The organism is Micromonospora parathelypteridis (assembly GCF_014201145.1).
Classification (GTDB): Bacteria; Actinomycetota; Actinomycetes; order Mycobacteriales; family Micromonosporaceae; genus Micromonospora; species Micromonospora parathelypteridis.
The window spans coordinates 2421752-2446333 of record NZ_JACHDP010000001.1 but is presented as its reverse complement, the minus strand read 5'-3'; the positions used below and the strand labels follow the sequence as shown (position 1 = coordinate 2446333).

Sequence of the window (24582 nt, the reverse complement as noted above, 5' to 3'; positions counted from 1 at the left end):
GACTGGCGTGGCGGTGGCATGCTTGCCGGCATGGACGGGCGCGACGGGATGCGAGCCGCAGACGCGGACCGTGCGGCGGTGGCCGACCGGTTACGGGTCGCCCTCGACGAGGGTCGGCTGGACCTGCACGAGTACGACGAGCGGTTGCAGCGGGCCTACGCGGCGCGCACGTACGCCGAGCTGGAGCCTCTGCTCAGTGACCTGCCACCGGTGACGCCGGCGCAGCGGTCGACCCTGGCACCGGCCGCCCCGCAGAGCGTGGGCGTGGGCGACCAGGCCACCGCGGTGGCGGAGGGCGTCACCGCCCGCTGGCTGGCCGAGGTGTGGTTCCCGTACGTGAAGGTGATCGCGGTCGTGGTCACCATCTGGGCGGTGACGTCGCTGCTCAGTCAGGACCTGCTCTACTTCTGGCCGGCCTGGGTGGCCGGGCCGTGGGGCGCGGTGCTGGTGGTCCGTACGGTGACCGGGCTGTCCGCGGGGGAGCCCCGGCGCCAGGCGATCGAGCGGGAGCGCAAGCGCCAGCGTAAGCAGGCGAAGCGGGAACGCCAGGCGGAGTTGCGCGCCGGCGAAGCGGACGAACGGGACGACCCGCCAGCGGCGGGTTGACCGCCGGCGCTGGCGGAGTCGCCCCCGGCTCGGGTTGACCGGTCGTCGACGACCGGCGTGCACGGCCCGACGATGGGTCTCGCGGAGATCATCGGACACCCGGTTGAGGGCTCGATGCCCGACACGGCGGCGCGGTGGGTGGCCGGTTTGGCGACCGCGCGCAGGCCGGCGTACACTTTCAGATCGGCGCACAGCGTCCACTCCTTCATGCCCACCCTGCGCTTCGGTGGGACCTGGAGCCGCGGCTGGCGCGGGCTTCTGATTTTGATCAGATTTCCGTGTAAGACGTTGTGGGCCGCCCGGAGCAATCGACGTCAGGACAGCGGAGGACATGCCGAAAAAAGACGGAGCCATTGAGATCGAGGGTCGGGTCATCGAGCCCCTGCCGAACGCCATGTTCCGGGTGGAGCTCGCGAACGGCCACAAGGTGCTGGCTCACATCAGCGGCAAGATGCGGCAGCACTACATCCGCATCCTTCCGGAGGACCGGGTCGTCGTCGAACTTTCGCCGTACGACCTGACCCGCGGGCGCATCGTCTACCGCTACAAGTAGTCCTGACGGCGGCCGGGAAGTCCCGTGTCCGTCTTCGACGTCCGGTGTCGCGCAACGCGCGTCCCCGGGCCAGATGGGAAGTAAGGCAACCGTGAAGGTCAAGCCGAGCGTCAAGAGGATCTGCAACAAGTGCCGGGTTATCCGCCGGCACGGCCGGGTCATGGTCATCTGCAGCGACCCGCGCCACAAGCAGCGCCAGGGCTGACTCAGCCCGTCCGGCCGTACTACGACCGGGTGGCGTTGGTCCAGGCAGATCCCCAGCGACACACACATCACACATGCTCGTCCCAGCCACGAGCGGTACGCGAGACGTACTCCTGCGTGGCTGACCCCCGGTCGGAGGCCGGGGCCCGCTCGGGCAGCGACCGATCCCGGTCGCCGGCGCTCACCGCGTCGGAAAGACGGGACGGCCGGTAGCGGGATGGGACGGGTCCACACCTCCGCCACACATCACGAGGAGTACGCCCGCACATGGCACGTCTAGCCGGCGTGGATCTCCCCCGCGAAAAGCGGATGGAGATCGCGCTCACCTACATCTTCGGGGTCGGTCGCACCCGCGCCCTGGAGACACTCGCCGCAACCGGCATCTCGCCGGACAAGCGCGCTCGGGACCTCACGGACGAGGAGCTCGTGCAGCTCCGCGACCACATCGAGGGCAACTACAAGGTTGAAGGCGACCTGCGCCGCGAGGTCGCCGCTGACATCCGCCGCAAGGTTGAGATCGGCTGCTACGCCGGCATCCGGCACCGCCGGGGCCTGCCCGTGCGTGGCCAGCGGACCAAGACCAATGCACGGACCCGCAAGGGCCCGAAGCGGACCGTCGCCGGCAAGAAGAAGCCCGGCAAGAAGTAGATTTTGACCGGAATTCGGGTCGATGTCGGGTCTAGGGAGACCGGACCCCGCGGCCCAATCCGGAAAGTCAACTAGGAGCGCACAGACTTATGCCACCGAAGGCTCGTGCCGGAGCCGCTGTAAAGAAGGTCCGGCGCAAGGAACGCAAGAACGTCGCCCACGGGCAGGCGCACATCAAGAGCACGTTCAACAACACCATCGTGTCCATCACGGACCCGACCGGTGCGGTCATCTCCTGGGCCTCCGCTGGCCAGGTGGGCTTCAAGGGCTCCCGCAAGTCGACTCCGTTCGCCGCGCAGCTGGCCGCCGAGGCTGCCGCGCGTCGCGCCATGGAGCACGGCATGCGCAAGGTCGACGTGTTCGTCAAGGGCCCCGGCTCCGGCCGGGAGACCGCCATCCGTTCGCTGCAGGCCGTGGGCCTCGAGGTCGGCCAGATCGCCGACGTCACCCCGCAGCCGCACAACGGATGCCGTCCGCCGAAGCGTCGCCGGGTCTGAGAGGTAGAGAGAGATGGCTCGTTACACCGGTGCTGACTGCCGCCGTTGCCGGCGGGAGAAGATGAAGCTGTTCCTCAAGGGCAGCAAGTGCGATGGTCCGAAGTGCCCGTTCGAGTCCCGGCCGTTCCCGCCCGGGCAGCACGGCCGCGGCCGCACCAAGGAGACGGAGTACCTGCTCCAGCTCCGCGAGAAGCAGAAGGCCCGCCGTGTCTACGGCGTGCTGGAGAAGCAGTTCCGCGGTTACTACGAGGAAGCCGTTGGCAAGCAGGCCAAGACCGGTGAGGTCCTCCTGCAGATCCTCGAGTCGCGGCTGGACAACGTCGTTTACCGGGCCGGCTACGCCCACTCGCGGGACATGGCCCGCCAGTTGGTCAAGCACGGTCACTTCACGGTGAACGGCAAGAAGGTCGACATCCCGTCGTACCGCGTCAAGGAGCACGACATCATCGAGGTTCGGGGCAAGAGCAAGGAGCTCACCCCGTTCATCGTCGCGCAGGCCCAGGCCGGCTCGAAGACGGTTCCGGCGTGGCTTGAGGCCATCCCGAGCCAGATGAAGGTGCTCGTGCACTCCCTCCCGGCCCGGCAGGTCATTGACACGCAGGTCCAGGAACAGCTGATCGTCGAGCTCTACTCCAAGTAGTCCGAGCTCGTTCGGTGGTCCGCCCTTCGGGGCGGGCCACCGGAACAGTTTGTGTCGTGGGCGTCAAATAGCGGGCGTCCCGGAAGAGAAGAGAAAAGATGCTCATCAGCCAGCGACCCTCCCTCTCCGAGGAGTCGATCAACGAGACCCGGTCCCGGTTCGCCATCGAGCCGCTGGAGCCGGGCTTCGGCTACACCCTGGGTAACTCGCTGCGGCGCACGCTGCTGTCGTCGATCCCGGGCGCGGCCGTGACCTCGATCAAGATCGACGGTGTGCTGCACGAGTTCACCACGATCCCCGGTGTCAAGGAGGACGTGGTCGAGCTCGTCATGAACATCAAGGAGCTGTGCGTCAGCTCCGAGCACGACGAGCCGGTCAGCATGTACCTGCGCAAGCAGGGCCCGGGCGACGTGACCGCCGGCGACATTCAGCCGCCGGCCGGCGTCTCGGTGCACAACCCGGATCTCAAGCTCGCCACCCTGAACGGCAAGGGCCGGCTCGACATGGAGCTGACCGTCGAGCGGGGCCGGGGCTACGTGACGGCGGCGCAGAACAAGCAGTCCGGCGCTGAGATCGGCCGGATCCCGGTCGACTCGATCTACTCGCCGGTGCTGAAGGTGACCTACCGCGTCGAGGCGACCCGTGTCGAGCAGCGTACCGACTTCGACCGGCTGATCATCGACGTCGAGACCAAGCCGTCGATGGGCCCGCGCACCGCGCTGGCCTCCGCCGGTTCGACGCTGGTGGAGCTGTTCGGGCTGGCCCGGGAGCTGGACGAGACCGCCGAGGGCATCGACATCGGGCCGTCCCCGCAGGACGCCCAGCTGGCGGCGGACCTGGCCCTGCCGATCGAGGAGCTGGACCTCACCGTCCGCTCCTACAACTGCCTCAAGCGCGAGGGCATCAACTCCGTTGGTGAGCTCATCGGGCGTACCGAGGCCGACCTCCTCGACATCCGCAACTTCGGTCAGAAGTCGATCGACGAGGTCAAGATGAAGCTCGCCGGGATGGGTCTCGGGCTGAAGGACTCGGCTCCGAACTTCGACCCGGCGCATGTCGTGGACACCTTCGGCGAGGCCGACTACGACACCGACGACTACCGCGAGACCGAGCAGCTCTAGTCCGCGCTGCCGCCACAACTGAGGAGCACCAAAAATGCCCACGCCCACCAAGGGCCCCCGCCTCGGCGGCAGCCCCTCGCACGAGCGGCTGATGCTGGCCAACCTGGCCACTGCGCTGTTCCAGCACGGCAAGATCCAGACCACCGAGACGAAGGCCCGGCGGCTGCGTCCGCTGGCCGAGCAGCTCATCACCAAGGCCAAGCGCGGTGACCTCGCCTCGCGGCGGCGGGTGCTGGGTGTCGTCAAGGACAAGGACGTGGTCTACGCCCTGTTCGACCAGATCGCGCCCCGGTACTCCAACCGCCCCGGCGGTTACACCCGGATCGTGAAGACCGGTCCGCGCAAGGGTGACAACGCGCCGATGGCGATCATCGAGCTGGTGGAAGAGCTTCAGGTCGCCGAGCCCAAGGTGAACAAGAAGACCGCCGCCCGCAAGGCCGCGCAGCAGGACAAGGTCGAGGCCCTGGCCCCGGCTGAGGAGACCCCGCAGTCGGCTCAGGCCGACCAGGACTCCGAGGCGCCGGTGTCGGCGTCCGGTGACACCGACGCCGCCCGCGAGGACAGCGACGAGGCCACCGAGAACAAGGCCTGATCAAGGGCAACGTCGGGCCCGGCACCCCATCGGGGTGTCGGGCCCGACCCGTAACAGGAGGTACGAGGTGGACGAGCGGATCCGGCTGCGGCTGGACGTCTCGTACGACGGCACGGGCTTCTCCGGCTGGGCTGCCCAGCCCAGCCGTCGGACCGTCGCGGGGGTGCTCGTCGAGACCCTGGACCTGGTCCTCGGGGCCGGCACGGCCACCGGGCTGACGGTCGCCGGGCGGACCGACGCGGGGGTGCACGCCACGGGGCAGGTCTGCCACCTGGACCTGCCCGTCGACGTGTGGCGGCAGCACGACGGGCGGCTGCTGCGCCGGCTGGCCCGGCTGCTCCCCACCGACGTACGCGTACGGGCGATGACCGAGGTGCCGGCCGACTTCGACGCCCGGTTCTCGGCCACCTTCCGGCGCTACGAGTACCGGGTCACCGACGCGCCCTTCGGTGCCGAGCCGCTGCGCCGGCACGAGGTGCTGGCCTGGCCGAAGCCGCTGGACCTGGCCGCGCTGAACGCCGCGGCGACCGGCCTGGTCGGGGAGCACGACTTCGCCGCGTACTGCCGGCGCAAGGAGAACGCGACCACGTTGCGCGAGGTGACCCGGTTGGACTGGCGTCGCGACCCGGACGGCATCCTGGTCGCCACCGTGCAGGCCGACGCGTTCTGCCAGGCGATGGTGCGCAGCCTGGTGGGGGCGATGCTGGTGGCCGGGGACGGGCGCCGCCCGGTCGAGTGGCCGGGCAGCCTGCTCACCCGCCAGGAACGGTCCAGCGAGGTGACCGTGGCCCCCGCGCACGGGCTGACCCTGGTCGCCGTCGGTTACCCGGCCGATCCGGCCGAGTACGCCCGCCGCGCCGACCTCACCCGCCGCCTGCGGGTCCCGGTCGAGGGCTGACCGCCGGCCGCGTGGCGAGGGTCAGTCGCCCGGCAACCCGCCGTCGTCGGTGCTGCCGCCCTGGCTCGCGCTGCCGTCGGAGGACGCCGGCGTCGGTTGGGAGGCTGTGCCACCGTCGGCCCGCTGTTGCAGGACTCCCCGGCTGAGGTGCAGCTCGATCATGTCGTACAGGATCTCGCGGACCTTGGTGTCACCCGCCTTGATCGCCGCCCCGTCCTCGCGGACCACCAGCGCGTACGCCAGGTAGTGACCACGGACCTGCCAGCCGACCCGTGCCGGGGCGGTGGTCAGCATGTCGGTGCCGTCGTCGGTGCCGGCGACGAGGCCACGGAACCGGCCCTGCCGCTCGTCGAGGAGTTGGCGTACCCGGTCCCGGGCGCGATCCGCGCTGACCTTGTCGGTGAGGTTGAACAGGCCGGCGGTGACCAGGTGGTCGCCGTCGGGGGTACGCAGTGTGCCCCGGACGACCTGGTTGCAGCCGAGCAGGACCAGCAGGTCGGCGACCTCGTCGGTGGCGGCGACCGCGCAACTGCCGCTGGACTGTGTCTTGAGCACCTGGTAGCTCGGCTGGCCGCTGGTGAGCTTCAGTTCCTTGGTGGGGAAGAGTTCCTTGGCGGTGAGCGGGGCCTGGTCGGACTCCCGGGAGTCGAGGGCCGGTCGTTCCGGCGCTGCCGACGTCGGGGCGGCGGCGTTCGGCTGGTACGTCGGGGTGTTCTGCGGTTGCTCGTTGCGGTCGATGAGCAGCGCGGCGGCGCCGAGGCCGCAGAGTGCGAGCAGCACCAGCACCGCTGCGCCGCCGATCAGCACCTGCCACAGTCGGCCGCCGCCGCGTCGGGCGGCAGGGTCGATCGGCGTGGCTGAGGTGTAGACCTGGCTGCGGGGCGCGGCGGGCGGAATGTCGGCACGAGCCGGTGGTGGTTGCGACGACGGCAGCGAGAGCTGGTTCGCCCGGGGGAGCGACGGCGTGGGGAAGCGTGACGGAGAGGGCCCGGCCGGCGGGGGCGGACCGGCGCCGAGCACCGACAGGTCGGACCCGGGTCCCGGGTACTCCTCGAAAGCGTCCTCATCGGACTCGTACCGATACACCATGTCGCCCAGAGTAGGAGTGATTGTCCCTTTAGGGGGTAATATCAGGGAAATGTGTGCGCGGGCCGTGTCATGGCCAGCCCGGGGCGGTGCGAGAATTGCCGGCGTGACCGGCGACCACTACTTCACTGCTCAGCCCGCCAGCGACGCTCCGCCGCGCGAGGTCGAGTTCTCCGTCGCCGACCGCGACTACCGGCTCGTCTCGGCCGGCGGCGTCTTCTCCGCCAGCCGTCTCGACCCGGGCACCGCCGTACTCTTGCGCAAGGCCGACCTGCCCGACTCCGACACCGTCGGTGACCTGCTTGACCTCGGCTGCGGGTTCGGTCCGATCGCCTGCGTGCTGGCCGACCTGGCACCTGCGAGCACGGTCTGGGCGGTCGACGTCAACGCCCGCGCCCGCGAGCTGACCGCCGCCAACGCGGCCCGGGTCGACGCCGCCGACCGGGTCCGGGTCCACGCGCCCGACGACGTCCCGGCGGACATCCGGTTCGCCCAGCTCTGGTCCAACCCACCCATCCGCATCGGCAAGGACGAGCTGCACGAACTGCTGCTGCGCTGGCTGCCCCGACTCGCCCCGGACGGAGTCGGCTGGCTGGTCGTCGCCCGGCACCTCGGCGGCGACTCGCTGCAGCGCTGGCTCACCGAGCAGAGCTGGCAGGTCGAGCGGTACGCCAGCCAGAAGGGCTTCCGGGTGCTGCGGGTCACCCGGTAATTGGATGTCCCTCCCGGCCTTCACTGGGGCAGGATCCCGGCGTGGGATACGTGGACGTGGCAGCGGTCGGGCACATCCTGCCCGACGGTCGGGAACTCTTCGCCGACGTGTCGTTCCGGGTCGGTGAGGGCAGCAAGGTCGCCCTGGTCGGGCCGAACGGCGCGGGGAAGACGACTCTGCTGCGGATGGTCGCCGGCGACCTGCCGGTGCGTACCGGCGTCGTCGCGCGAGCCGGTGGGCTGGGCGTGATGCGCCAGTTCATCGGCATGATCGGCGACGAGTCGACGCTCGCCGACCTGGCGTTGTCGCTGGCCCCGCCGTCACTGCGCGACGCCGGTCGCCAGCTCCGCGAGACCGAGGCCGCCATGCGGGCGGCCGAGGCCCGCGGCAAGTTCAGCAACGCCGCGGGCAAAGCCCAACTGGCGTACGCCGACGCGCTGGGCGCCTGGGGCGAGGCGGGCGGGTACGACGCCGAGGTGCTCTTCGACACCGTCGCTACCATCGTGCTCGACCTGACCTGGGACGCCGTGCGGGACCGGCCGGTGCGTACCCTCTCCGGCGGCCAGCAGAAGCGCTTCGCCTTGGAGTTGCTGTTGCGCGGCCCGGACGAGGTGCTGCTGCTCGACGAGCCGGACAACTTCCTGGACGTGCCCGGCAAACGCTGGCTGGAGGCGCGACTGCGGGAGTCGACCAAGTCGGTGCTCTACGTCTCACACGACCGCGAGTTGCTGGCCCAGAGCGCCGACCGGGTGGTGGCCGTCGAGGGTGGCAGCGCCTGGGTGCACCCGGGCGGCTTCGCCAGCTGGCACTCCGCGCGGGTGGCCCGGCACGCCCGCCTCGACGAGCTGCGTCGGCGCTGGGACGAGGAGCACCAGAAGCTGCGCGAGCTGATGCTGATGTACAAGCAGAAGGCCGCGTACAACGACGGGTTGGCCTCGCGCTACCAGGCCGCGCAGACCCGGCTGCGCAAGTTCGAGGAGGCCGGGCCACCGCCCGTACCGCCGAAGGACCAGGACATCCGGATGCGGCTGAGTGGCGGGCGGACCGGCAAGCGCGCGGTCATCTGCGAGCAGCTGGAGCTCGACGGCCTGACCTACCCCTTCGACCTGGAGATCTGGTACGGCGATCGGGTGGCGGTGCTCGGTGCCAACGGCACCGGCAAGTCGCACTTCCTGCGGCTGCTGGCCCGGGGCGGCACCGATCCCGACCCGGCGAACGGGCCGGTCGACGGGGCGGGAGCGCTCGCCCCGGTGGCCCACGACGGCGTGGCCCGGCTGGGCGCCCGGGTCCGCCCCGGGCACTTCTCGCAGACCCACGACCGACCGGAGCTGATGTCGAAGACGCTTGTCGAAATCCTGTGGCGTGGCGACGAGCACCGCACGGGGATGGACCGGCACGCGGCGATGGGGGTGCTCAGCCGCTACGAGTTGGCCGGTCAGGGTGACCAGCGCTTCGGCACCCTCTCCGGTGGTCAGCAGGCCCGCTTCCTGGTGCTGCTGCTGGAGCTGTCCGGGGCGACCCTGCTGCTGCTCGACGAGCCCACCGACAACCTCGACCTGGCCAGCGCGGAGGCCCTCGAAGCGGGCCTGACCGCGTTCGAGGGGACGGTGATCGCGGTCACCCACGACCGTTGGTTCACCCGCTCATTCGACCGGTTCGTGCTGTTCCGGGGCGACAGCGAAGTGGTGGAAACGCCCGAACCGGTCTGGGACGTCGGCTGAGTGCGCGGCGGGCCCCTCGTTGACGCCTGGCGTTACCGAGGGGCCCTTTCTCCGCTGGGCATAGGGTGGATCTCGTGACTGAGATGACCTATCGCCGGCTGGGCGACTCCGGGCTCGTGGTGTCCGTCGTCGGGATCGGCTGCAACAACTTCGGCCGGAAGCTCGACCTCGACGGCACTCGTGCGGTGGTGGACGCCGCTCTGGACGCCGGGATCACCCTGTTCGACACCGCCGACATCTACGGTGAGCCGCAGGGCGGCTCGGAGGAGCTGCTCGGGCAGGCGCTCAAGGGGCGCCGGGACGACGTGGTGGTGGCCACCAAGTTCGGTATGGACATGAACGGCCTGAACGGACCGGACTTCGGCGCGCGGGGCGCGCGGCGCTACATCGCCCGCGCGGTGGAGGCGTCGCTGCGTCGGCTCGGCACCGACCACATCGACCTCTACCAGATGCACGAGCCCGACCCCGGCACCCCGATCGACGAGACCCTCGCCGCCCTGGACGACCTGGTCCGCGACGGCAAGGTGCGTTACCTGGGCAACTCCAACTTCACCGGCTGGCAGATCGCCGACGCGGACTGGGTCGCCTCGTCCAACGGTCGGTCCCGCTTCATCAGCGCCCAGAACCACTACAGCCTGCTGGAGCGCTCGGTCGAGACCGAGGTCATCCCGGCCTGCGAGCGGTTCGGCCTTGGCATGCTGCCGTTCTTCCCGCTGGCCAACGGCCTGCTCACCGGCAAGTACAAGCGCGAGGGCCAGCCGCCGGCCGGCAGCCGGCTCTCCGGCGGTGGCCGGTACGCCGAGCGGCTCGCCGCGGCCGACTGGGACACCATCGAGTCGATCGAGACGTACGCGGCCGAGCGGCACCTGACGATGCTCCAGGTGGCGATCGGCGGGCTGGCCGCCCAGCCGGCGGTGACCTCGGTGATCGCCGGTGCCACCACACCGGAGCAGGTGCGGGCCAACGCCGCTGCCGGCACCTGGGAGCCGAGCGACGAGGATCTGGCGGCGCTGCGCGCCATTCTCTGAGCCCCGGACGGCGAGCGCGGTCCCTTCGTGCGAGTTGTCCTCTGACCAGCGGGTGCGAGTCGCAGGCGGCTCGTGTTGATCATTGCTCTGGCCTGGCGCTAAGCGCCAGGCCAGAGCTTTTTCGCAGCTCTGATCGGCGTCTTCAGAGGGCGTGGCCCTCGGGCAGGCGGTCCGCCAGGCCGTCGAGGAGTGCCTGGAGGCCGAAGTCGAATGTGTCCTCGGGTGCCGCGTTGTAGTCGGCGGCCGGCGTTTCGAGGCGGGTGCGTAGCCGGGGGAATTGCCTGGCGACCTCGGTCGCCTTCGCCATGGTGTCCCGGAGGGCCTCGTGCGGGTCGCCACCGTCGCGGCTCAGCCGTCTCATCAGCGACGTGGTGGCGGACGCGCCGAGGACGTTGCCGAGCACGTACGTGAAGACAGCCGCCGCCGCCTGATCCGCATCCGCGCCGGTAAAGCCGGCCGCTTCGTAGACGGCGAGGCTGTGGTCGTCGTGGCGGGCCTTGCCGGGGCCGTAGAAGAGGTGCGTGCCGAGGGCCTGGACCAGCCACGGGTGCCGACTGAGCATTGCGTGCAGGGAGGCGGCCATCGAGGTGGCCGCGGTGCGCCAGTCCATGGCGTCGAGATCGGGCAACTCGATCTCGTCCCAGACGTGGTCGCCGGCCAGCACCACGAGGTCGTCCTTGTTCTTCACGTGCCAGTAGACCGCAGTGGCCGCGGCGCCGAGCCGCTTGCCCAGGCTGCGCATGTTCAGGCCCTCCAGGCCTTCCTCATCGAGCAGCGCGATGGCGGTCTGGATGATCTGTTCCCTGGTCAACGTGTCGCGTGGCATGTGACCCACGGTACTTGAACAAAGTTCTGGAAGAAACTTGCACTTAGTTCGAGTGCTCGCCTAGGCTCACTTGTACATAGTTCAAGTGAGTCACCGAGGAGCCCCGGCCATGAACGTTCTCATCGCGGCAATGCAGCTGCTCGTCGCTGCGGCATTCGTGAGCATCCCGCTCGTCCGTCACCGCTACGGAGCCTCCGCGACCGCCGCTGCGGAGGCGGAGCTCAAGCGCCAGGGCGTACGGCCCACCGTCCTGGCCGAGAACGGGATGAGGTTCGACGCCGGTGGCCACGAGACCGCGGTTCCCGTCACGGTCGCCGCGGTCATGGTGGGCCTGGCCGCGCTCAATCTGACCGGTGGCCCGTGGGCAGAGGTCCTGACCTGGATCTTCCAGTCAATCGTGCTCGCCGGTAACGGCCTGATCCTCTACAGCAACCTGACCGCGGCGAAGTCCGTACGGGCCGCGTTCGTGCGCAAGGGCGACCCGATGCTTGCCCGCATCGACGTGCCAGCTCTGCTGAAGGCCGCCGAGGACGGGTTCCCGGCCTGGACCTGGACCCTGCAGAACGCCCGCCACGTGGTGGTGTTCGGCGCTTCGATCATCACCCTGGCCGTGCTCGCCCTCGCCTGACCCGCGAGCACGGATCCACCGGCCGGTCCGGACGCGCCCACAGGGCCGTCCGGACCGGCCCTCTCAGTCGTTCTGCGGATCGGTGCGGCGACGGCCGAACAGCATGGCCACCCCCATCGCCGCGGCGACGAGGACGAGGCCGGCAGCCGCGAACGGCCACCAGCCGGCACCCGCCCCACGTCCGGCGGTGCGATCTGGCGCGGTCACCGCGACCGGCGCCGGCACCGGCGGGGACTGCGCCGCCCGGGCCTGCACCGTGGCGGTGGCCTCGCTCTGGTGTGGAGCGGGGGCGTTCACCTTCACCCGCCAACTGCCGGCAGAGAGCAGCGGACCGGTGGTGTAGAAGCCCTGACCCTCGGGCGCCGGTTCGAGTTGCACCGGGCCGAGCCGTTGTCCGTCCGGGCCGGTGGCGGTGAGGACCAACCGCACCACCTTGTCGAGCCGACGGCCATCGGCGTAGGTGGCCTGGATGGTGACCCCCTCGGCCCCGTCGCCGGCCACCGTCAGCTTGAGTTTGTCCGCCTGAGCGGCCGCCGGGGCAGCGGAGAGCAGGGTCAGGGCCAGCCCGGCGAACACGGCGGCCAACACCTTGCGGATACCCGTCACGGACATCTCCTCGCTACGGATGAGGGAGGCCCCTCCCCGACGCCGTGGCGTCGGGGAGGGGCCTCGTCGGATCAGAGCTGGCGACCGGGTGCGAGCCGGGTGGCATCCTCACCGAGGCGCCCGGTGCCCTTGACCGATTCGCCGTCGTTCGCCTTGACCCCGGCCTTGCTGGCCGTGCCGCCGAGCCGGACGATCATGGCGTCAGCGTCCCGGATCAGGACGTCCCGGATCTCCGCCTCGGCCACCAGGGTGGCGTCGGCGGCGAGGTTCCGGAACTGGGTCAACTGCTTGATCGCCTTGTTGTCGTTGCCGGCCGCCTCGGCCTGACGGGCCGCGTCCAGCTTCGCGGTCAACTGCTTGTGCGCCTTGGCCGAGAGTCGACTCGTCGCCTTGAACCGGTCCAGCAGGTTCTGCATGTCCCGGAACGAGGTGGTGACGAAGAACCGGACCGTCGAGGTGGTCTCGTTGCCCGCCTTGTCGGTCGCGGTCACGGTCAACTCGTGCAGGCCGAGCGGCAGCTCGTACATGGCCTGCAGAGTGCCGCTGGCGTACGCCTGGCCGTTCAACCTGCCGACCACGGTCGCGATGCCCGAGGTCGGGTCGACAGCCTGCCAGGACACCCGGACGTCCTGGCTGTCTCCGTAGAGCTGGCCGTCGGCGATCCCGGACACCAGCAGCGTCGGCTTGGTGCCGTCGATGCGCAGCACCGCCGACTTGAGCGTCTCGGCGTTGCCCGCCTTGTCGGTCGAGCGGAACAGCAGCTCGTGCTGCCCGTCACCGGTCACCTCGACCGGCGTCGAGTACGGCGTCCACGCGCCACCGTCCAGCGACCACTCCACCGTGTTGACGCCGGAACCGGCGTCGGTCGAGGTCAACACGACCGGGATCGTCCCGTCGTGCCAGCCGGCGTCGTTCGCCGGAGCGAACGTCGCCGAGGTCACCGGCGCCGTGGCGTCGATCTTGACCGAGACGGTCTTCGTCGACTCCACGTTGCCCGCCTCGTCGGTCGAGCGGAACCGCAGCTCGTGCTCGCCGTCCCCGGTGACCTCCACCGGCGCGGTGTAATCCGTCCAGGTGGTGGACCCGTCTAGCTGGTACGCCGTACCGGCGAGCCCGCTACCGCCAGCCTCGTCGGCACCGGTGAGCGTGATCGTCACCGGCCCGGTGTGCCACCCGTCGGTCGGGGTGCCGGAAACCGCCGCCGTGGTAACCGGCGCGGTCTCGTCGGCCACCTCCGTGCTGAGCCGGAAGTAGTCGAACGCGGCGGTCTTCGACGCCGTCTGGTTGGCGCCGAGGGTGAACAACCCGACCTTCGGGGTGGCCCCGACCGTGCTGTTGGTCAACGCCGTCAACGCGGTCCAGGTCGTCCCGTCGGCCGAGTACGACGCGGTGAACGTGTCGCCGGTACGGGCCAGCCGCAGGTGCCACACGGCACCGGTCAGGTTGGCCGCCTCCGGCTGCGGGTTCTGCACCACCCCGGCGATCTCGCTGCGGAACTCGATCCGCCGCGTCACCGCCTGGCCGGCCTGGTTGTCCGCGATGAAGTCGAACTTCAGGTAGTTGTCGTCGTCCGCCTGCACGAGCAGACCGGCCTGCTGGTACTGCTCGTTCAGCAGGCTGCCGTCGACCTTCGTCTCCAGGGTCCAGTCGCCGGACGGCGCGGTCTGGAGGATGAAGTTCTTCGGCCCGGTGTTGTCGGTGCCGTAGATGTCACCGTTGGGCACGTCGATGCGCAGCGCGCCGCCGGTGACCCGGTAACCGGTCGGGTCCTCCCGCAGGATCGCGTCCCACCGGCACTTGTCCAACGTCGTGCCGGTGAACTCGTCCGACGGATCGACCGGCCCGGCCGGGGCGTCCGGCGTGACCTGGAACGAGTCGAAGGCCGCGTCGACCACCGGTGCCTCGGTGCCACCGTTGAGCGCGAAGACCCCGATCCGCGGGTTGGTGATGCCGGCGAGCGCGGCCGAGCGGCCGGCCGGGGTGAAGGTCTGCCCGTCGGCCGAGACGGCCGCGGTCAGGTTCGTCCCGTCGCTGGTGATCCGCAGGTACACGGTGTCACCCGTCGGTGCGGCGACACTGTCGGCAGCCTCGTTGCGCGGCGTGCCGGCCGTCTCCCGGATGAACTCCACCCGCCGGCTGCCGTTGTACAGCAGGTCCAGCTTGGCGTAGTTGTCGTCGTCGCCGTACACCAGGACGCCGGCCTGCTGGTAGTTGGCCGTCACCGGCAGGGTGACCTTGGTGGTCATCTCCCACGCGCCGGTCGGAGCCGCCTGCAGCACCAGGTTGGTGGCGTCGTTGCGAGCGCCGTAGAGGTCACCCACCGAGGTGGGCAGCCGCAGCGCGCCGCCGCTGACCGAGTAGAGCTGGTTCTCCCGGACCACACTGGTCCACCGGCCCTTGTCGAGGCTGGTGCCGTTGAAGTCGTCCGAACGCGCCCCGAAGCAGGACGTGTCCGGCGCGTCCACCCGCACCGGCACCGCGGCGTAGGACTTGGCACCCTTGCTGTCGGTCACCGTGAGGGTGGCCGTGAAGGTGCCCGGGTTGGCGTAGGTGTGGCTGGCGTCCAGGGTGGTCGCCGTGCCTCCGTCACCGAAGTCCCAGGCGTACGTCAGCGGGGTGTCGCCCTCGGCGTCGGTGGCCGTGCCGTCGAAGGCGACGGTGACCGGCGCGGTGCCGGTGGCCGGGGTGGCCGTGGCGCTGACCACCGGTGGCGCGTTCTCGGTGACACCGCGGCCGACGAAGTCCATCCAGTTGACGTTGAACAGCGAGCCCGTCCCGCCGTTCGGGTCACGGGCCAGGAAGTACAGCGAACCGCTCGCGGCACCGGTGACCGGCGCGCTCACGTCCGTGTACGTCTGCCACGCGCCGGTCGCCGGCACGGTGGCCGTGGCGACCACCGGTCCGTCGACCGCACCCGCGCGGACCTCGATCCGACCGCCAGCGGCGGCCGAGGCGGCCCGGAACCGGATCTCGGTGATGTTGGTCAGGTCCGCAGGGGCCACCGACCACCAGTCGCCGTCCTCGATGAACCCGATGTTCTGACCACCGCCGGCGGTGTCGGCGCTGGTCTCCCGCTGCACGCCGGCGTCTCCGCCGCCGGTGCTCACCGGAGCGCGCCCGGTGGCGGTGAAGTACTCGGCCTGCTTCTGCTTCGGCTGCAGGACCTCGATCGCCCGGCCGGTGAGCGGGCTGGCACCACCGGCACCGCCCTCGTCGGTGTAGGTGGCCTCGAAGACCGCGAAGACGTTCGCCTCGGCGCCGTGCCCGGAGGCGAGCGACGTCTGGACGGTGCCGGTGCAGCCGGTGTGCTGCTCCAACGGGTGGGCGTGCTCGTCGTGACCGAGCAGCACCTGCAGCTGCACCTTGTCGCAGTCGACCTGCCCGTCCTCCGGGTCGGTCACCTTGATGGTGTAGCGGACCTGGTCACCCCAGTTGAAGAAGCCACCGTCCGGCGGGTACTCGATGGTCACCGTCGGTGCGGTGTTGCCCACGGTGATCGGCACGTTGGCCACCGCGGTACGGCCCTTCGGGTTGGTGACCGTGAGCTGGGCGGTGTAGTTGCCCGCCGTGGCGTAGGTGTGCGTCGGGTTCGCCTCGGTCGAGGTCTGCCCGTCGCCGAACGTCCAGGCGTAGGTGAGCGTGCCACCGTCCGGATCCCGGGAGCCGGCGCTGGAGAAGGTGACAGTCAGCGGCGCCGCACCCGAGGTCGGGGTGGCGGACGCCGCCGCGATCGGCGCGCGGTCACCGGCGATGTAGTCGATCCGGTAGACGCCCGAGTTGTCGTTGTTGCCGCCGAAGCCGCTGCCCCACTCGATCAGGTACAGCGCGCCGTCCGGGCCGAACTCGAAGTCCATCGGCCGGACCATGCTCATGCCGGTGAGCAACTGGTTGATGTCCACCAACGACTTGCCGTCGGCGGTCACCTGCATCGTGTACATCTTGTTCTGGTTCCACTCACCGAGCAGCGCCTTGCCGTCGTAGTACGCCGGCCACTTCCGGGTGGAGTTGAGGTCGGCGTCGTACCGGTAGACCGGGCCGCCCATCGGTGCGCCACCGCCGCCGATCTCCGGGTAACGCGCGTCACCGGCGTACCCGTAGTCGACGGTCGCCGGGACGACCGGCGGAAGGTTGGTCAGACCGGTGTTGTTGGGTGAGTTGTTCACCGGTGCGGCACAGTCGAACTTCGCCCCGCTCGGACCGGACGGGAACGTGTAGTCGTTGTACGCCTCGTTCGTCCCGGTGCAGTACGGCCAGCCGTAGTTGCCGGGGGTCACGATGTTCCACTCGACCAGGCCCCGAGGGCCCCGGGTCGGGTTGTCCGCGTTGGCGTCCGGCCCGTAGTCCGCGACGTACAACGTGTCGGTCTTCGGGTCGGTGCCGATCCGGAACGGGTTGCGGAAGCCCATCGCGTAGATCTCGGGACGGGTCTTCTCGGTGCCCGGCGCGAAGAGGTTGCCCGTCGGGACGGTGTACGTCCCGTCGTCCTCCGGGTGGATCCGGATCACCTTGCCGCGCAGGTCGTTGGAGTTGCCCGAGGTGCGCTGCGCGTCGTAGTCCTGGCGGCCCGGCCGCTCGTCGAGCGGCGAGTACGAGTTCGACTCGAACGGGTTGGTGTTGTCACCGGTGGCCAGGTAGAGGTTGCCGGCGCTGTCGAAGGCCATGCTGCCGCCCGCGTGGCAGCAGGTGTTGCGCTGGGTGTCGACCCGCAGCACCTGCTTCTCGCTGGCCAGGTCGATGGTGTCGCCGGTCACGGTGAACCGGGACAGCAGGTTGCGGGTGACGCCGTCGTTCGGCGCGTAGTACAGGTACACCCACTTGTTGGTGGCGAAGTCCGGGTCGAGCCGGATGCCGATCAGACCGTCCTCGTTGCCGGTGAAGACGTCCAGGTCGACGGCGGTGACGGTGCTGCCGGTGTCCGGCTTCACGATCTGCACGCGACCGTCGCGCTCGATGTAGAAGACCCGCCCGTCGGGCGCGATGTCCAGCTCCATCGGGTTGCTGGTGTTGCTGTCCAGCGAGACCTTCTCAAAGTTCGAGGTCTTCGTGGCCCCGCAGTCCGCCTCCACCGCACCGGCCGCGGTCTGGATGCCGCCGAGCAGGTGGGACAGGAACTCGGGCTCCGCGTACGACTCCCGGGTGTGTCCGCCTCCCGTGTACCAGGAGCGGCCGCCGTCGAAGTCCTGGCACCAGGCGGTCGGGTGGTCGGCACCCATCGCCCCTGCGCCCGGGGTGTAGCTCTTCTCGTCCAGGCTCGCCAGCACGTGCACGTCGGGCCGCGGGTTGGTCTGGAAGTTGTACCACTCGTCGAACCGGGACCAGCGGTCCGGCAGCCCGACCGTGGACGGGTGGGCGTGTTCCTCCACCTTGACCGTGGCCTGCTGGTTGGCCGGGTGGTTGGCGAAGTACGCGCCGACCAGATCGCCGTACCAGGCCCAGCTGTACTCGGTGTCCGAGGCGGCGTGGATGCCGACGTAACCGCCGCCGGCGCGTACGTAGCGCTCGAATGCCGCCTGCTGCTCGGCATTGAGGACGTCGCCGGTGGTGGAAAGCCAGATCACGGCCTTGTACTTCGCCAGGTTGGCGTCGCTGAATACGGCGCCGTCCTCGGAACTGTCCACGGTGAATCCGTTGGCGGTGCCGAGCTGTTGGATGGCGGCGATGCCGGTGGGGATGGAGTCGTGCCGGAAGCCGGCGGTCTTGGAGAAGACCAGGACGGAGTAGGGATCGACGGCTGCCTTCGCTACCTTCGGCGCCACCTGGGTGACCGGGGCGGCGGCTGGTGCCTCTCGCGGGGGAACCTGCGTGGCCGTCGGTGCCGCCTGAGCGGGCGTACCGAACAGTGTCGTCGAGGCGAGAGCTAGGGAGATGAAGGTCGCGGTGATGGGTACGCGGGCACGACGAGAACGGGACACGCCGCCTCCTGTGTCGTAGTGACAGGGCTCGCGGGAGCCGGCTCGCCGAAGACCGTCCCAGATGGAGTCGGCGGTTACACCGTGCCAGGGTGCCCCGCCGACATTTTTGTCGAATCGCTGAACAAATTAATTCGGCTGGCTCAATGTCCGGCAAGATGCCGGCGGGTAACGGTTCTGCAACGGCGGGCGACATTCCGAACAGGACCGCATGAATCGGCCCATCGATTTCGCTCGTCGCCGCGCGGTCCGGCTGGCCGGTCGCCGCCGAGACCCCGCCTTGGCAGGCCGGCGGATCTGTCGTACGGTGACACGCAAGTAACCCACGGGAGCCCGGTGTACCGGGCTGAGAGGGGGGCTGACAGCCCCCGACCGTTGAACCTGATCCGGGTAATGCCGGCGCAGGGAGGAGCGTTGCCGTGCCGTCCCTAGGGCGACTGCATCTGATCACCGACACCCGACCCGGGCGGGACCCACTCACCGTGGTCCGGGCCGCCCTCACGGCGGCCCGCGCCGACCTGGTGGTGCAGGTCCGGGTCGAGGATTCCGCCACCGACCGCGAGGCGTACGACCTGGCCCGACGGGTGCTGGCGCTCTGCGCGTCGTACGAGGCGACCTGCCTGGTCAACGACAGGTTGCACGTGGCGCTCGCGGTGGGCGCAGCCGGCGGGCACGTCGGAGCCGACGACCTGCCGGTCGCCGCAGCCCGCCGGGTGCTCGGCCCGACCGGGGTGCTGGGAGCCACCGCCCGCGCGCCGGGAACAGCGGCCGAGGCCGTCGCGGCGGGAGCCAGCTACCTGGGCGTCGGGCCGTGCCACCCCACCAGCACGAAGTCCGGCCTGCCGGATCCCATCGGGCCCGCCGGGGTACGCGCTGTCGTCGACGCCGTCGACGTGCCGGTCATCGCGATCGGGGGAGTGACCGCCGCCCGGGTGCCGGTGCTGCGGGCCGCCGGGGCGTACGGGGTGGCCGTGGTCGGTGCGGTGTCCGGTGCCGCCGACCCGGCTCGGGCGACCGCCGAGCTGATCGAGGCACTGACGTGCTGACCGGCCGGTCCCCGTCAGCGCCATCGAGCGATCGGGTCCGGCCGGACGTGGCAGTGGTGGGGGCGGGGCCGATCGGGCTGGCGATCGCCTGGCGCTGCGCCGCCCGAGGGCTGCGAGTGGTGGTGCACGATCCGGCACCCGGCTCGGGGGCCTCGGCGGTGGCCGCCGGCATGCTCGCCCCGGTCGCCGAGGCGTACTTCGGTGAGCGGCAGCTCACCGAGCTGCTGCTGGCGTCCGCCGCCCGCTGGCCGACGTTCGCCGCCGAGCTGACCGAAGCGACCGGCGCCGACATCGGCTACCGGACCGAGGGCACCCTGATGGTCGGGCTGACCGGTGACGACCTGGCCGAGGCGGGCCGGCTCTGGGCGTACCAGCAGGGGTTGGGCCTGCCGGTGACCCGGCTGCGCCCCACCGAGCTGCGCGACCGCGAGCCGGCGCTCGCCCCGCGGGTGCGCGGCGGCGCGCTCGCGCCCACCGACCACCAGGTCGACCCCCGACTGCTGCTGCCGGCGCTGCGCACGGCCGCGCAGCGAGCCGGCGCGGTGCTCGTGCCGCACGCGGTCCGGCACTTGTCCGACGTGCACGCCCGGGTCACCGTGGTCGCCGCCGGCTGCGGGGCCGCCGCACTCACCGGCCTGCCCGTGCGGCCGGTGAAAGGCCAGGTCCTCCGGCTCCGCGCGCCCGATGGCGTCGCGCCGGGCTTCCGGCACGTGATCCGGGGGTACGCCGACGGCGAGCCCGTCTACCTGGTGCCCCGAGCCGACGGCGAGGTCGTGCTCGGCGCGACGGTCGAGGAACGGTCGGACACCACGGTCACCGTCGGAGCCGTGCAACGCCTGCTCCGCGCCGGCGTCGACCTGCTGCCCGAGCTGGCCGAGTACGACCTGGTCGAGGCGACCGCCGGGCTACGCCCCGGCACCCCGGACAACGCACCGATCCTCGGACCGCTGCCCGGCCGGCCGGACGTGCTGGCCGCTACCGGGCACCACCGACACGGCATCGTGCTCACCCCGATCACCGCCGACCTGATCGCCGACCTGGTGCTCACCGGCGTACCCGACCCGCTGCTCGCGTCCTTCCCGCCGGACCGGTTCGTCGGCGCGGCGGACGGCGGCGGACCTGAACCGACGATGGAGGGGGACCGGTGGAGTTGACGGTGAACGGGGCCGGGCGCAGCGTGCCCGGCGGCGCGTCGGTGGCGGACCTGGTCCGCGACGTCGTGCCTCAGCAGCGTGGGGTGGCGGTCGCGGTCAACGGCGAGGTGGTGCCCCGGACCGGCTGGGCGACCACCGCGCTGCGCGACGGTGACCGGGTCGAGGTGCTCACCGCGGCGCAGGGCGGGTGAGCGGCGTGCCATTCGAGCTGGGTGGGGAGACGTTCACCTCGCGGCTGATCCTCGGCACTGGTGGCGCCGCGAACCTGCACGTGCTGGAGCAGGCGATCCGGGCGTCCGGCACCGAGCTGGTCACCCTGGCGCTGCGCCGGGTGGGCACAGCGCCGGGCTCCTCCGGCGGGCTGCTGGACCTGCTGGACCGCTGCGGGGTACGGCTCCTGCCGAACACGGCCGGCTGCCACACCGCGACCGAGGCGGTGAAGGTGGCCCGACTGGCCCGGGACGCGTTCGACACCGACTGGGTCAAGCTGGAGGTGATCGGCGACGAGCGGACGCTGCTGCCCGACGGGGTGGAGCTGCTCCGCGCCGCCGAGGAGTTGGTCGCCGATGGTTTCACCGTGCTGCCGTACACCAGCGACGACCCGGTGCTCGCCCGCCGGCTCGCCGACGTGGGCTGTGCCGCGGTGATGCCGGCCGGCTCGCCGATCGGGTCGGGGCTCGGCATCGGCAACCCGCACCACATCCGGCTCATCCGTCAGGGCGTCGACGTGCCGGTGATCCTCGACGCCGGCATCGGTACCGCGTCCGACGCAGCCCTGGCCATGGAGTTGGGCTGCGACGCGGTGCTGCTGGCCAGCGCGGTCACCCGGGCCGCCGAGCCGGTGGCGATGGCCACCGCGATGCGGTACGCGGTGGAGGCCGGCCGCCTGGCGGCCGGCGCCGGCCGGATCGCCCGCCGTTTCCATGCTCTCCCCTCCACCTCAGACGAGGGAAGACCCGACCTGTGACCCCGCCGTCCGGTGTTGTCGTGTTGACCGATCGGCTCGTCGCGCGGAAAGCGCTCGACCGGGTCGTGGCGGGGGCGGTGGCCGGGAGAGTGCGCTGGGTGGTGCTGCGGGAGAAGGACCTGCCCCGTGCCGAGCGCGCCGCCATCGCCGCCGACCTGCGCGCGATCCTCGCCGAGGTCGACGGCACCCTCATCGTGGCCGGCCCCGACCCGCTCGACGGCGAGGCCGTCCACCTGCCGGCCGCCGGCCCGTACCCGCCACCGACCCACCGGCTCGTCGGCCGCTCCTGCCACAACCACGCCGAACTGGACCGACTGACCACCGAGCACTACGCCATCGTCTCCCCGGTCCACCCCACCCAGACAAAACCCGGCTACGGCCCACCCCTAGGACCGAACGGTCTGCGAAAGCTGGTCGACGCCAGTCCCGTGCCACTGCTGGCCCTGGGCGGAGTGGAAACCCCACAACAGGTAACCGCCTGCGTCCAAGCAGGAGCCGTAGGAGTAGCCGTCCTGGGCGCACTAATGCGAGCCGAAGACCCCTGTGCGGCAGCGGCCAGCCTCACCAGCGCCTATGTCGAGGCGGTCACCCCTGAGCTTCTCAAAGCCGGCGCGAAGGCACCCAGGTCTCCACGACGGGGGCTGCGGCCGACCGTGCCCACGCAGGGATCAAGCCTGACCGCCCGGAGTGGGCACGGTCGGCCGCAGCCCCAAACCGCAACCAAAGAGGCAACATGACCCCGAGCACACTGCTGACCATCGCCGGCTCAGACTCCGGCGGCGGCGCCGGCATCCAGGCGGATCTCAAGGTCTTCGCCGCGCTGGGCGCGTACGGCACCAGCGTCCTCACGGCGGTCACCGCCCAGAACACCCGGGGTGTCGACGCCGTTCTGCCTCTGCCGCCGCGCACCGTCACCGAGCAACTCGAGAGCGTCCTCGACGACTTCACCATCGGCGCGGTCAAGACGGGGATGCTCGGCACCCCGGCGGTCGCCGACGTGGTGGCCGAGGCCGCACGGGACGGCCGGCTGCCCCAGCTCGTCGTCGACCCGGTGCTGGTCGCCACGAGTGGTCACCGGCTCGGCGTGGTGGGCGCGGTGGAGAGGCTGCTCCCGTACGCCAGGGTGGCGACACCGAACTGCGCGGAGGCCGCAGCCATCACCGGGCGCCCGGTGGACGACGTGGCCGGGATGGTCGCGGCCGCCGAGGCCCTCGCGGCCGGCGGCTCGGAATACGTGGTGGTCACGGGCGGCGACCTGGACGGGAGCGAGGCGGTCGACGTGCTGCACGGCGGCGGCGTCACCACCCTGCTGCGCGCGCCCCGGGTGACCACCCGGCACACACACGGCACCGGTTGTTCGTTCTCGGCGGCGATCGCCGTGCGGCTCGCGTTCGGCGATCCGGTGCCGGCGGCGGTGGAAGCCGCCAAGGAGTACGTGCTCCGTGCGCTGACCGGCGCGCGGAGTTGGGAGCTGGGCGCGGGACGTGGGCCGCTGGACCACTTCGGCTGGTCCGCTTGATCACCAGGGAGGCTGTCATGCAGGCACGAGGCAAGGTGTACGTCGAGGGTTCACGGCCGGACGTCCGGGTGCCGTTCGCGGAGGTGGAGCTGACCGGGGACCATCCGCCGGTGCGGCTCTACGACACGTCGGGTCCCGGATCCGACCCTGAGGTGGGGCTGCCGCCGCTGCGCGGGCCGTGGATCGCCGAGCGGGGTGACGTGGCGCCGGTGCGGGGTGCGGGTACGCCGCTCGCCGGGGTGGACGGTCGCCGGCCCACGCAGCTGGCGTACGCGCGGGCTGGCGTGGTGACGCCGGAGATGGAGTTCGTGGCGATCCGGGAGAACGTCGACCCGGAGTTGGTGCGGGCCGAGATCGCCGCCGGCCGGGCGGTGCTGCCGCTCAACGTGAACCACCCCGAGTGCGAACCGGCGATCATCGGTAAGGCGTTCCTGGTCAAGGTGAACGCCAACATCGGCACCTCGGCGGTCAGCTCGTCGGTCGCCGAGGAGGTGGAGAAGCTGACCTGGGCCACCCGGTGGGGTGCGGACACCGTGATGGACCTGTCCACCGGCAAGCGGATCCACGAGACCCGCGAGGCCATCGTGCGGAACTCGCCGGTGCCGATCGGGACGGTGCCGATCTACCAGGCGTTGGAGAAGGTCGGCGGTGACCCGGTGAAGTTGAGCTGGGAGGTGTTCCGGGACACCGTGATCGAGCAGGCCGAGCAGGGCGTCGACTACATGACGGTGCACGCCGGGGTGCTCCTGCCGTACGTGCCGCTGGCCGTGGACCGGGTGACCGGCATCGTGTCCCGAGGCGGTTCGATCATGGCGGCGTGGTGCCTGGCGCACCACGAGGAGAACTTCCTCTACACGAACTTCGAGGAGCTGTGTTCACTGCTCGCGAAGTACGACGTGACGTTCTCCCTCGGCGACGGGTTGCGGCCCGGCTCGATCGCCGACGCCAACGACGAGGCGCAGTTCGCCGAGCTGCGCACCCTTGGCGAGCTGACGAAGGTCGCCTGGGCGTACGACGTCCAGGTCATGATCGAGGGCCCCGGCCACGTGCCCATGCACAAGATCAAGGAGAACGTGGACCTGCAGCAGGAGTGGTGCCACGAGGCGCCCTTCTACACGCTCGGGCCGTTGACCACCGACATCGCTCCGGCGTACGACCACATCACCTCGGCCATCGGCGCCGCGATGATCGGAATGTTCGGCACCGCGATGCTCTGCTACGTCACGCCCAAGGAGCACCTCGGCCTGCCCGACCGTGACGACGTGAAGGCGGGCGTGATCGCGTACAAGATCGCGGCACACGCGGCGGACCTGGCCAAGGGGCACCCCGGCGCGCAGGACTGGGACGACGCGCTGTCGAAGGCGCGGTTCGAGTTCCGGTGGGAGGACCAGTTCAACCTCTCGCTGGACCCGGAGACGGCGCGGTCGTACCACGACGCGACGCTGCCCGCCGAGCCGGCGAAGACGGCGCACTTCTGCTCGATGTGCGGCCCGAAGTTCTGCTCCATGAAGATCACCCAGGAGCTCAAGGAGTACGCCGCCCGCGGCATGAAGGACAAGTCGGAGGAGTTCGTCTCCGGCGGTGGAAAGGTCTACCTGCCGCTGGCCTGACCGATCCCGCA

The 24582-nt window shown here is 70.7% G+C and carries 24 protein-coding genes and 1 riboswitch; of the genes, 20 read left to right on the top strand and 4 right to left on the bottom strand.

What is annotated here, in order from left to right; translation table 11 throughout:
* The first annotated feature begins 30 nt into the window (after positions 1-30).
* The 9 genes from HNR20_RS10705 to truA all read left to right on the top strand — a co-directional run bounded on the left by HNR20_RS10705 (position 31) and on the right by truA (position 5759).
* Complete coding sequence (locus HNR20_RS10705) at positions 31-606, top strand: DUF1707 SHOCT-like domain-containing protein (protein ID WP_184178704.1); 576 nt, start codon at positions 31-33, stop codon at positions 604-606.
* 331 nt (positions 607-937) lie between these two features.
* A complete protein-coding gene (gene infA / locus HNR20_RS10700) occupies positions 938-1159 on the top strand; it encodes a translation initiation factor IF-1 (protein WP_007073013.1) in 222 nt (73 codons plus the stop codon).
* Between the two features lie 91 nt (positions 1160-1250).
* Positions 1251-1364: a 50S ribosomal protein L36 gene (gene rpmJ, locus HNR20_RS10695; protein WP_043965539.1), complete on the top strand. Its 114-nt coding sequence runs from the start codon at positions 1251-1253 to the stop codon at positions 1362-1364.
* A gap of 266 nt (positions 1365-1630) precedes the next feature.
* Complete coding sequence (gene rpsM, locus HNR20_RS10690; protein ID WP_184178702.1) at positions 1631-2011, top strand: 30S ribosomal protein S13; 381 nt, start codon at positions 1631-1633, stop codon at positions 2009-2011.
* Between the two features lie 89 nt (positions 2012-2100).
* On the top strand, positions 2101-2508 hold the full coding sequence (rpsK, locus tag HNR20_RS10685; protein WP_030329919.1) for a 30S ribosomal protein S11: 408 nt from the start codon (positions 2101-2103) through the stop codon (positions 2506-2508).
* A 13-nt stretch (positions 2509-2521) separates the two neighbouring features.
* Positions 2522-3148, top strand: coding sequence for a 30S ribosomal protein S4 (gene rpsD, locus HNR20_RS10680; RefSeq protein ID WP_030489600.1), 627 nt, complete (start codon positions 2522-2524; stop codon positions 3146-3148).
* Between the two features lie 98 nt (positions 3149-3246).
* Positions 3247-4269, top strand: a complete 1023-nt coding sequence (locus tag HNR20_RS10675) for a DNA-directed RNA polymerase subunit alpha (protein WP_007465227.1) — start codon at positions 3247-3249, stop codon at positions 4267-4269.
* Positions 4270-4303: 34 nt separating this feature from the next.
* Positions 4304-4861 (top strand): 50S ribosomal protein L17, encoded by a 558-nt coding sequence (rplQ, locus tag HNR20_RS10670; protein ID WP_184178700.1) that lies wholly within the window; start codon positions 4304-4306, stop codon positions 4859-4861.
* 67 nt (positions 4862-4928) lie between these two features.
* Entirely contained in the window at positions 4929-5759 is an 831-nt protein-coding gene (gene truA, locus HNR20_RS10665; RefSeq protein ID WP_184178698.1) for a tRNA pseudouridine(38-40) synthase TruA, read from the top strand.
* 21 nt (positions 5760-5780) lie between these two features.
* On the opposite strand, the gene HNR20_RS10660 is transcribed toward truA, so the two are convergent.
* Positions 5781-6848 (bottom strand): hypothetical protein, encoded by a 1068-nt coding sequence (locus tag HNR20_RS10660; RefSeq protein ID WP_184178696.1) that lies wholly within the window; start codon positions 6846-6848, stop codon positions 5781-5783.
* A gap of 103 nt (positions 6849-6951) precedes the next feature.
* On the opposite strand from HNR20_RS10660, the gene HNR20_RS10655 reads away from it, so the two are divergent.
* The 3 genes from HNR20_RS10655 (at position 6952) to HNR20_RS10645 (ending at position 10306) form a co-directional block, all read left to right on the top strand.
* Positions 6952-7557, top strand: a complete 606-nt coding sequence (locus HNR20_RS10655; RefSeq protein ID WP_184178694.1) for a class I SAM-dependent methyltransferase — start codon at positions 6952-6954, stop codon at positions 7555-7557.
* Between the two features lie 41 nt (positions 7558-7598).
* Positions 7599-9278, top strand: coding sequence for an ABC-F family ATP-binding cassette domain-containing protein (locus HNR20_RS10650; RefSeq protein WP_184178692.1), 1680 nt, complete (start codon positions 7599-7601; stop codon positions 9276-9278).
* A 65-nt stretch (positions 9279-9343) separates the two neighbouring features.
* Positions 9344-10306, top strand: coding sequence for an aldo/keto reductase (locus HNR20_RS10645; RefSeq protein ID WP_184178690.1), 963 nt, complete (start codon positions 9344-9346; stop codon positions 10304-10306).
* A 142-nt stretch (positions 10307-10448) separates the two neighbouring features.
* Here HNR20_RS10645 and HNR20_RS10640 read toward each other — a convergent pair whose 3' ends face one another.
* Positions 10449-11132, bottom strand: coding sequence for a TetR/AcrR family transcriptional regulator (locus tag HNR20_RS10640; protein ID WP_184178688.1), 684 nt, complete (start codon positions 11130-11132; stop codon positions 10449-10451).
* A 109-nt stretch (positions 11133-11241) separates the two neighbouring features.
* Here HNR20_RS10640 and HNR20_RS10635 point away from each other — a divergent pair, with 109 nt between their 5' ends.
* Positions 11242-11760 carry a hypothetical protein gene (locus HNR20_RS10635; protein ID WP_184178686.1) on the top strand — a complete coding sequence of 173 codons (519 nt, stop codon included), beginning with the start codon at positions 11242-11244 and terminating at the stop codon, positions 11758-11760.
* Between the two features lie 63 nt (positions 11761-11823).
* Here the strand turns inward: HNR20_RS10635 and HNR20_RS10630 are convergent, their stop codons facing one another.
* Positions 11824-12372 (bottom strand): hypothetical protein, encoded by a 549-nt coding sequence (locus HNR20_RS10630; RefSeq protein ID WP_221309763.1) that lies wholly within the window; start codon positions 12370-12372, stop codon positions 11824-11826.
* A 65-nt stretch (positions 12373-12437) separates the two neighbouring features.
* The gene (locus HNR20_RS10625) at positions 12438-18278 is read right to left on the bottom strand and encodes a ThuA domain-containing protein (RefSeq protein WP_184178682.1); all 5841 of its coding nucleotides are present in this window, start codon (positions 18276-18278) and stop codon (positions 12438-12440) included.
* A gap of 312 nt (positions 18279-18590) precedes the next feature.
* Positions 18591-18700, top strand: a riboswitch (TPP riboswitch).
* Between HNR20_RS10625 and thiE the strand changes: the two genes are divergently transcribed.
* The 7 genes from thiE (at position 18695) to thiC (ending at position 24571) form a co-directional block, all read left to right on the top strand.
* Entirely contained in the window at positions 18695-19321 is a 627-nt protein-coding gene (gene thiE, locus HNR20_RS10620; RefSeq protein WP_184178680.1) for a thiamine phosphate synthase, read from the top strand. Its footprint overlaps the riboswitch before it by 6 nt.
* The gene (thiO, locus tag HNR20_RS10615; protein ID WP_373291005.1) at positions 19315-20475 is read left to right on the top strand and encodes a glycine oxidase ThiO; all 1161 of its coding nucleotides are present in this window, start codon (positions 19315-19317) and stop codon (positions 20473-20475) included. Before thiE ends, thiO begins: the two co-directional genes overlap by 7 nt.
* Positions 20466-20666: a sulfur carrier protein ThiS gene (gene thiS / locus HNR20_RS10610; RefSeq protein ID WP_184178679.1), complete on the top strand. Its 201-nt coding sequence runs from the start codon at positions 20466-20468 to the stop codon at positions 20664-20666. The genes thiO and thiS overlap by 10 nt, the downstream gene beginning before the upstream one ends.
* The gene (locus HNR20_RS10605; RefSeq protein WP_184178677.1) at positions 20663-21442 is read left to right on the top strand and encodes a thiazole synthase; all 780 of its coding nucleotides are present in this window, start codon (positions 20663-20665) and stop codon (positions 21440-21442) included. Before thiS ends, HNR20_RS10605 begins: the two co-directional genes overlap by 4 nt.
* Positions 21439-22179: a thiamine phosphate synthase gene (locus HNR20_RS10600; protein WP_184178675.1), complete on the top strand. Its 741-nt coding sequence runs from the start codon at positions 21439-21441 to the stop codon at positions 22177-22179. The genes HNR20_RS10605 and HNR20_RS10600 overlap by 4 nt, the downstream gene beginning before the upstream one ends.
* The gene (gene thiD / locus HNR20_RS10595; RefSeq protein ID WP_184178673.1) at positions 22176-22961 is read left to right on the top strand and encodes a bifunctional hydroxymethylpyrimidine kinase/phosphomethylpyrimidine kinase; all 786 of its coding nucleotides are present in this window, start codon (positions 22176-22178) and stop codon (positions 22959-22961) included. The genes HNR20_RS10600 and thiD overlap by 4 nt, the downstream gene beginning before the upstream one ends.
* Positions 22962-22978: 17 nt before the next feature.
* Positions 22979-24571 carry a phosphomethylpyrimidine synthase ThiC gene (gene thiC, locus HNR20_RS10590; protein WP_184178671.1) on the top strand — a complete coding sequence of 531 codons (1593 nt, stop codon included), beginning with the start codon at positions 22979-22981 and terminating at the stop codon, positions 24569-24571.
* Positions 24572-24582 lie beyond the last annotated feature (11 nt).

Bases quoted from the DNA above. Each gene is read 5' to 3' on its own strand.
- HNR20_RS10640 (WP_184178688.1), bottom strand. From the start codon at position 11,132: ATGCCACGCGACACGTTGACCAGGGAACAGATCATCCAGACCGCCATC.
- HNR20_RS10675 (WP_007465227.1), top strand. From the start codon at position 3,247: ATGCTCATCAGCCAGCGACCCTCCCTCTCCGAGGAGTCGATCAACGAG.
- HNR20_RS10660 (WP_184178696.1), bottom strand. From the start codon at position 6,848: ATGGTGTATCGGTACGAGTCCGATGAGGACGCTTTCGAGGAGTACCCG.
- infA (WP_007073013.1), top strand. From the start codon at position 938: ATGCCGAAAAAAGACGGAGCCATTGAGATCGAGGGTCGGGTCATCGAG.
- thiC (WP_184178671.1), top strand. From the start codon at position 22,979: ATGCAGGCACGAGGCAAGGTGTACGTCGAGGGTTCACGGCCGGACGTC.
- HNR20_RS10705 (WP_184178704.1), top strand. From the start codon at position 31: ATGGACGGGCGCGACGGGATGCGAGCCGCAGACGCGGACCGTGCGGCG.
- thiD (WP_184178673.1), top strand. From the start codon at position 22,176: ATGACCCCGAGCACACTGCTGACCATCGCCGGCTCAGACTCCGGCGGC.
- rpsD (WP_030489600.1), top strand. From the start codon at position 2,522: ATGGCTCGTTACACCGGTGCTGACTGCCGCCGTTGCCGGCGGGAGAAG.
- rplQ (WP_184178700.1), top strand. From the start codon at position 4,304: ATGCCCACGCCCACCAAGGGCCCCCGCCTCGGCGGCAGCCCCTCGCAC.
- rpsM (WP_184178702.1), top strand. From the start codon at position 1,631: ATGGCACGTCTAGCCGGCGTGGATCTCCCCCGCGAAAAGCGGATGGAG.
- HNR20_RS10630 (WP_221309763.1), bottom strand. From the start codon at position 12,372: ATGTCCGTGACGGGTATCCGCAAGGTGTTGGCCGCCGTGTTCGCCGGG.
- HNR20_RS10635 (WP_184178686.1), top strand. From the start codon at position 11,242: ATGAACGTTCTCATCGCGGCAATGCAGCTGCTCGTCGCTGCGGCATTC.
- rpsK (WP_030329919.1), top strand. From the start codon at position 2,101: ATGCCACCGAAGGCTCGTGCCGGAGCCGCTGTAAAGAAGGTCCGGCGC.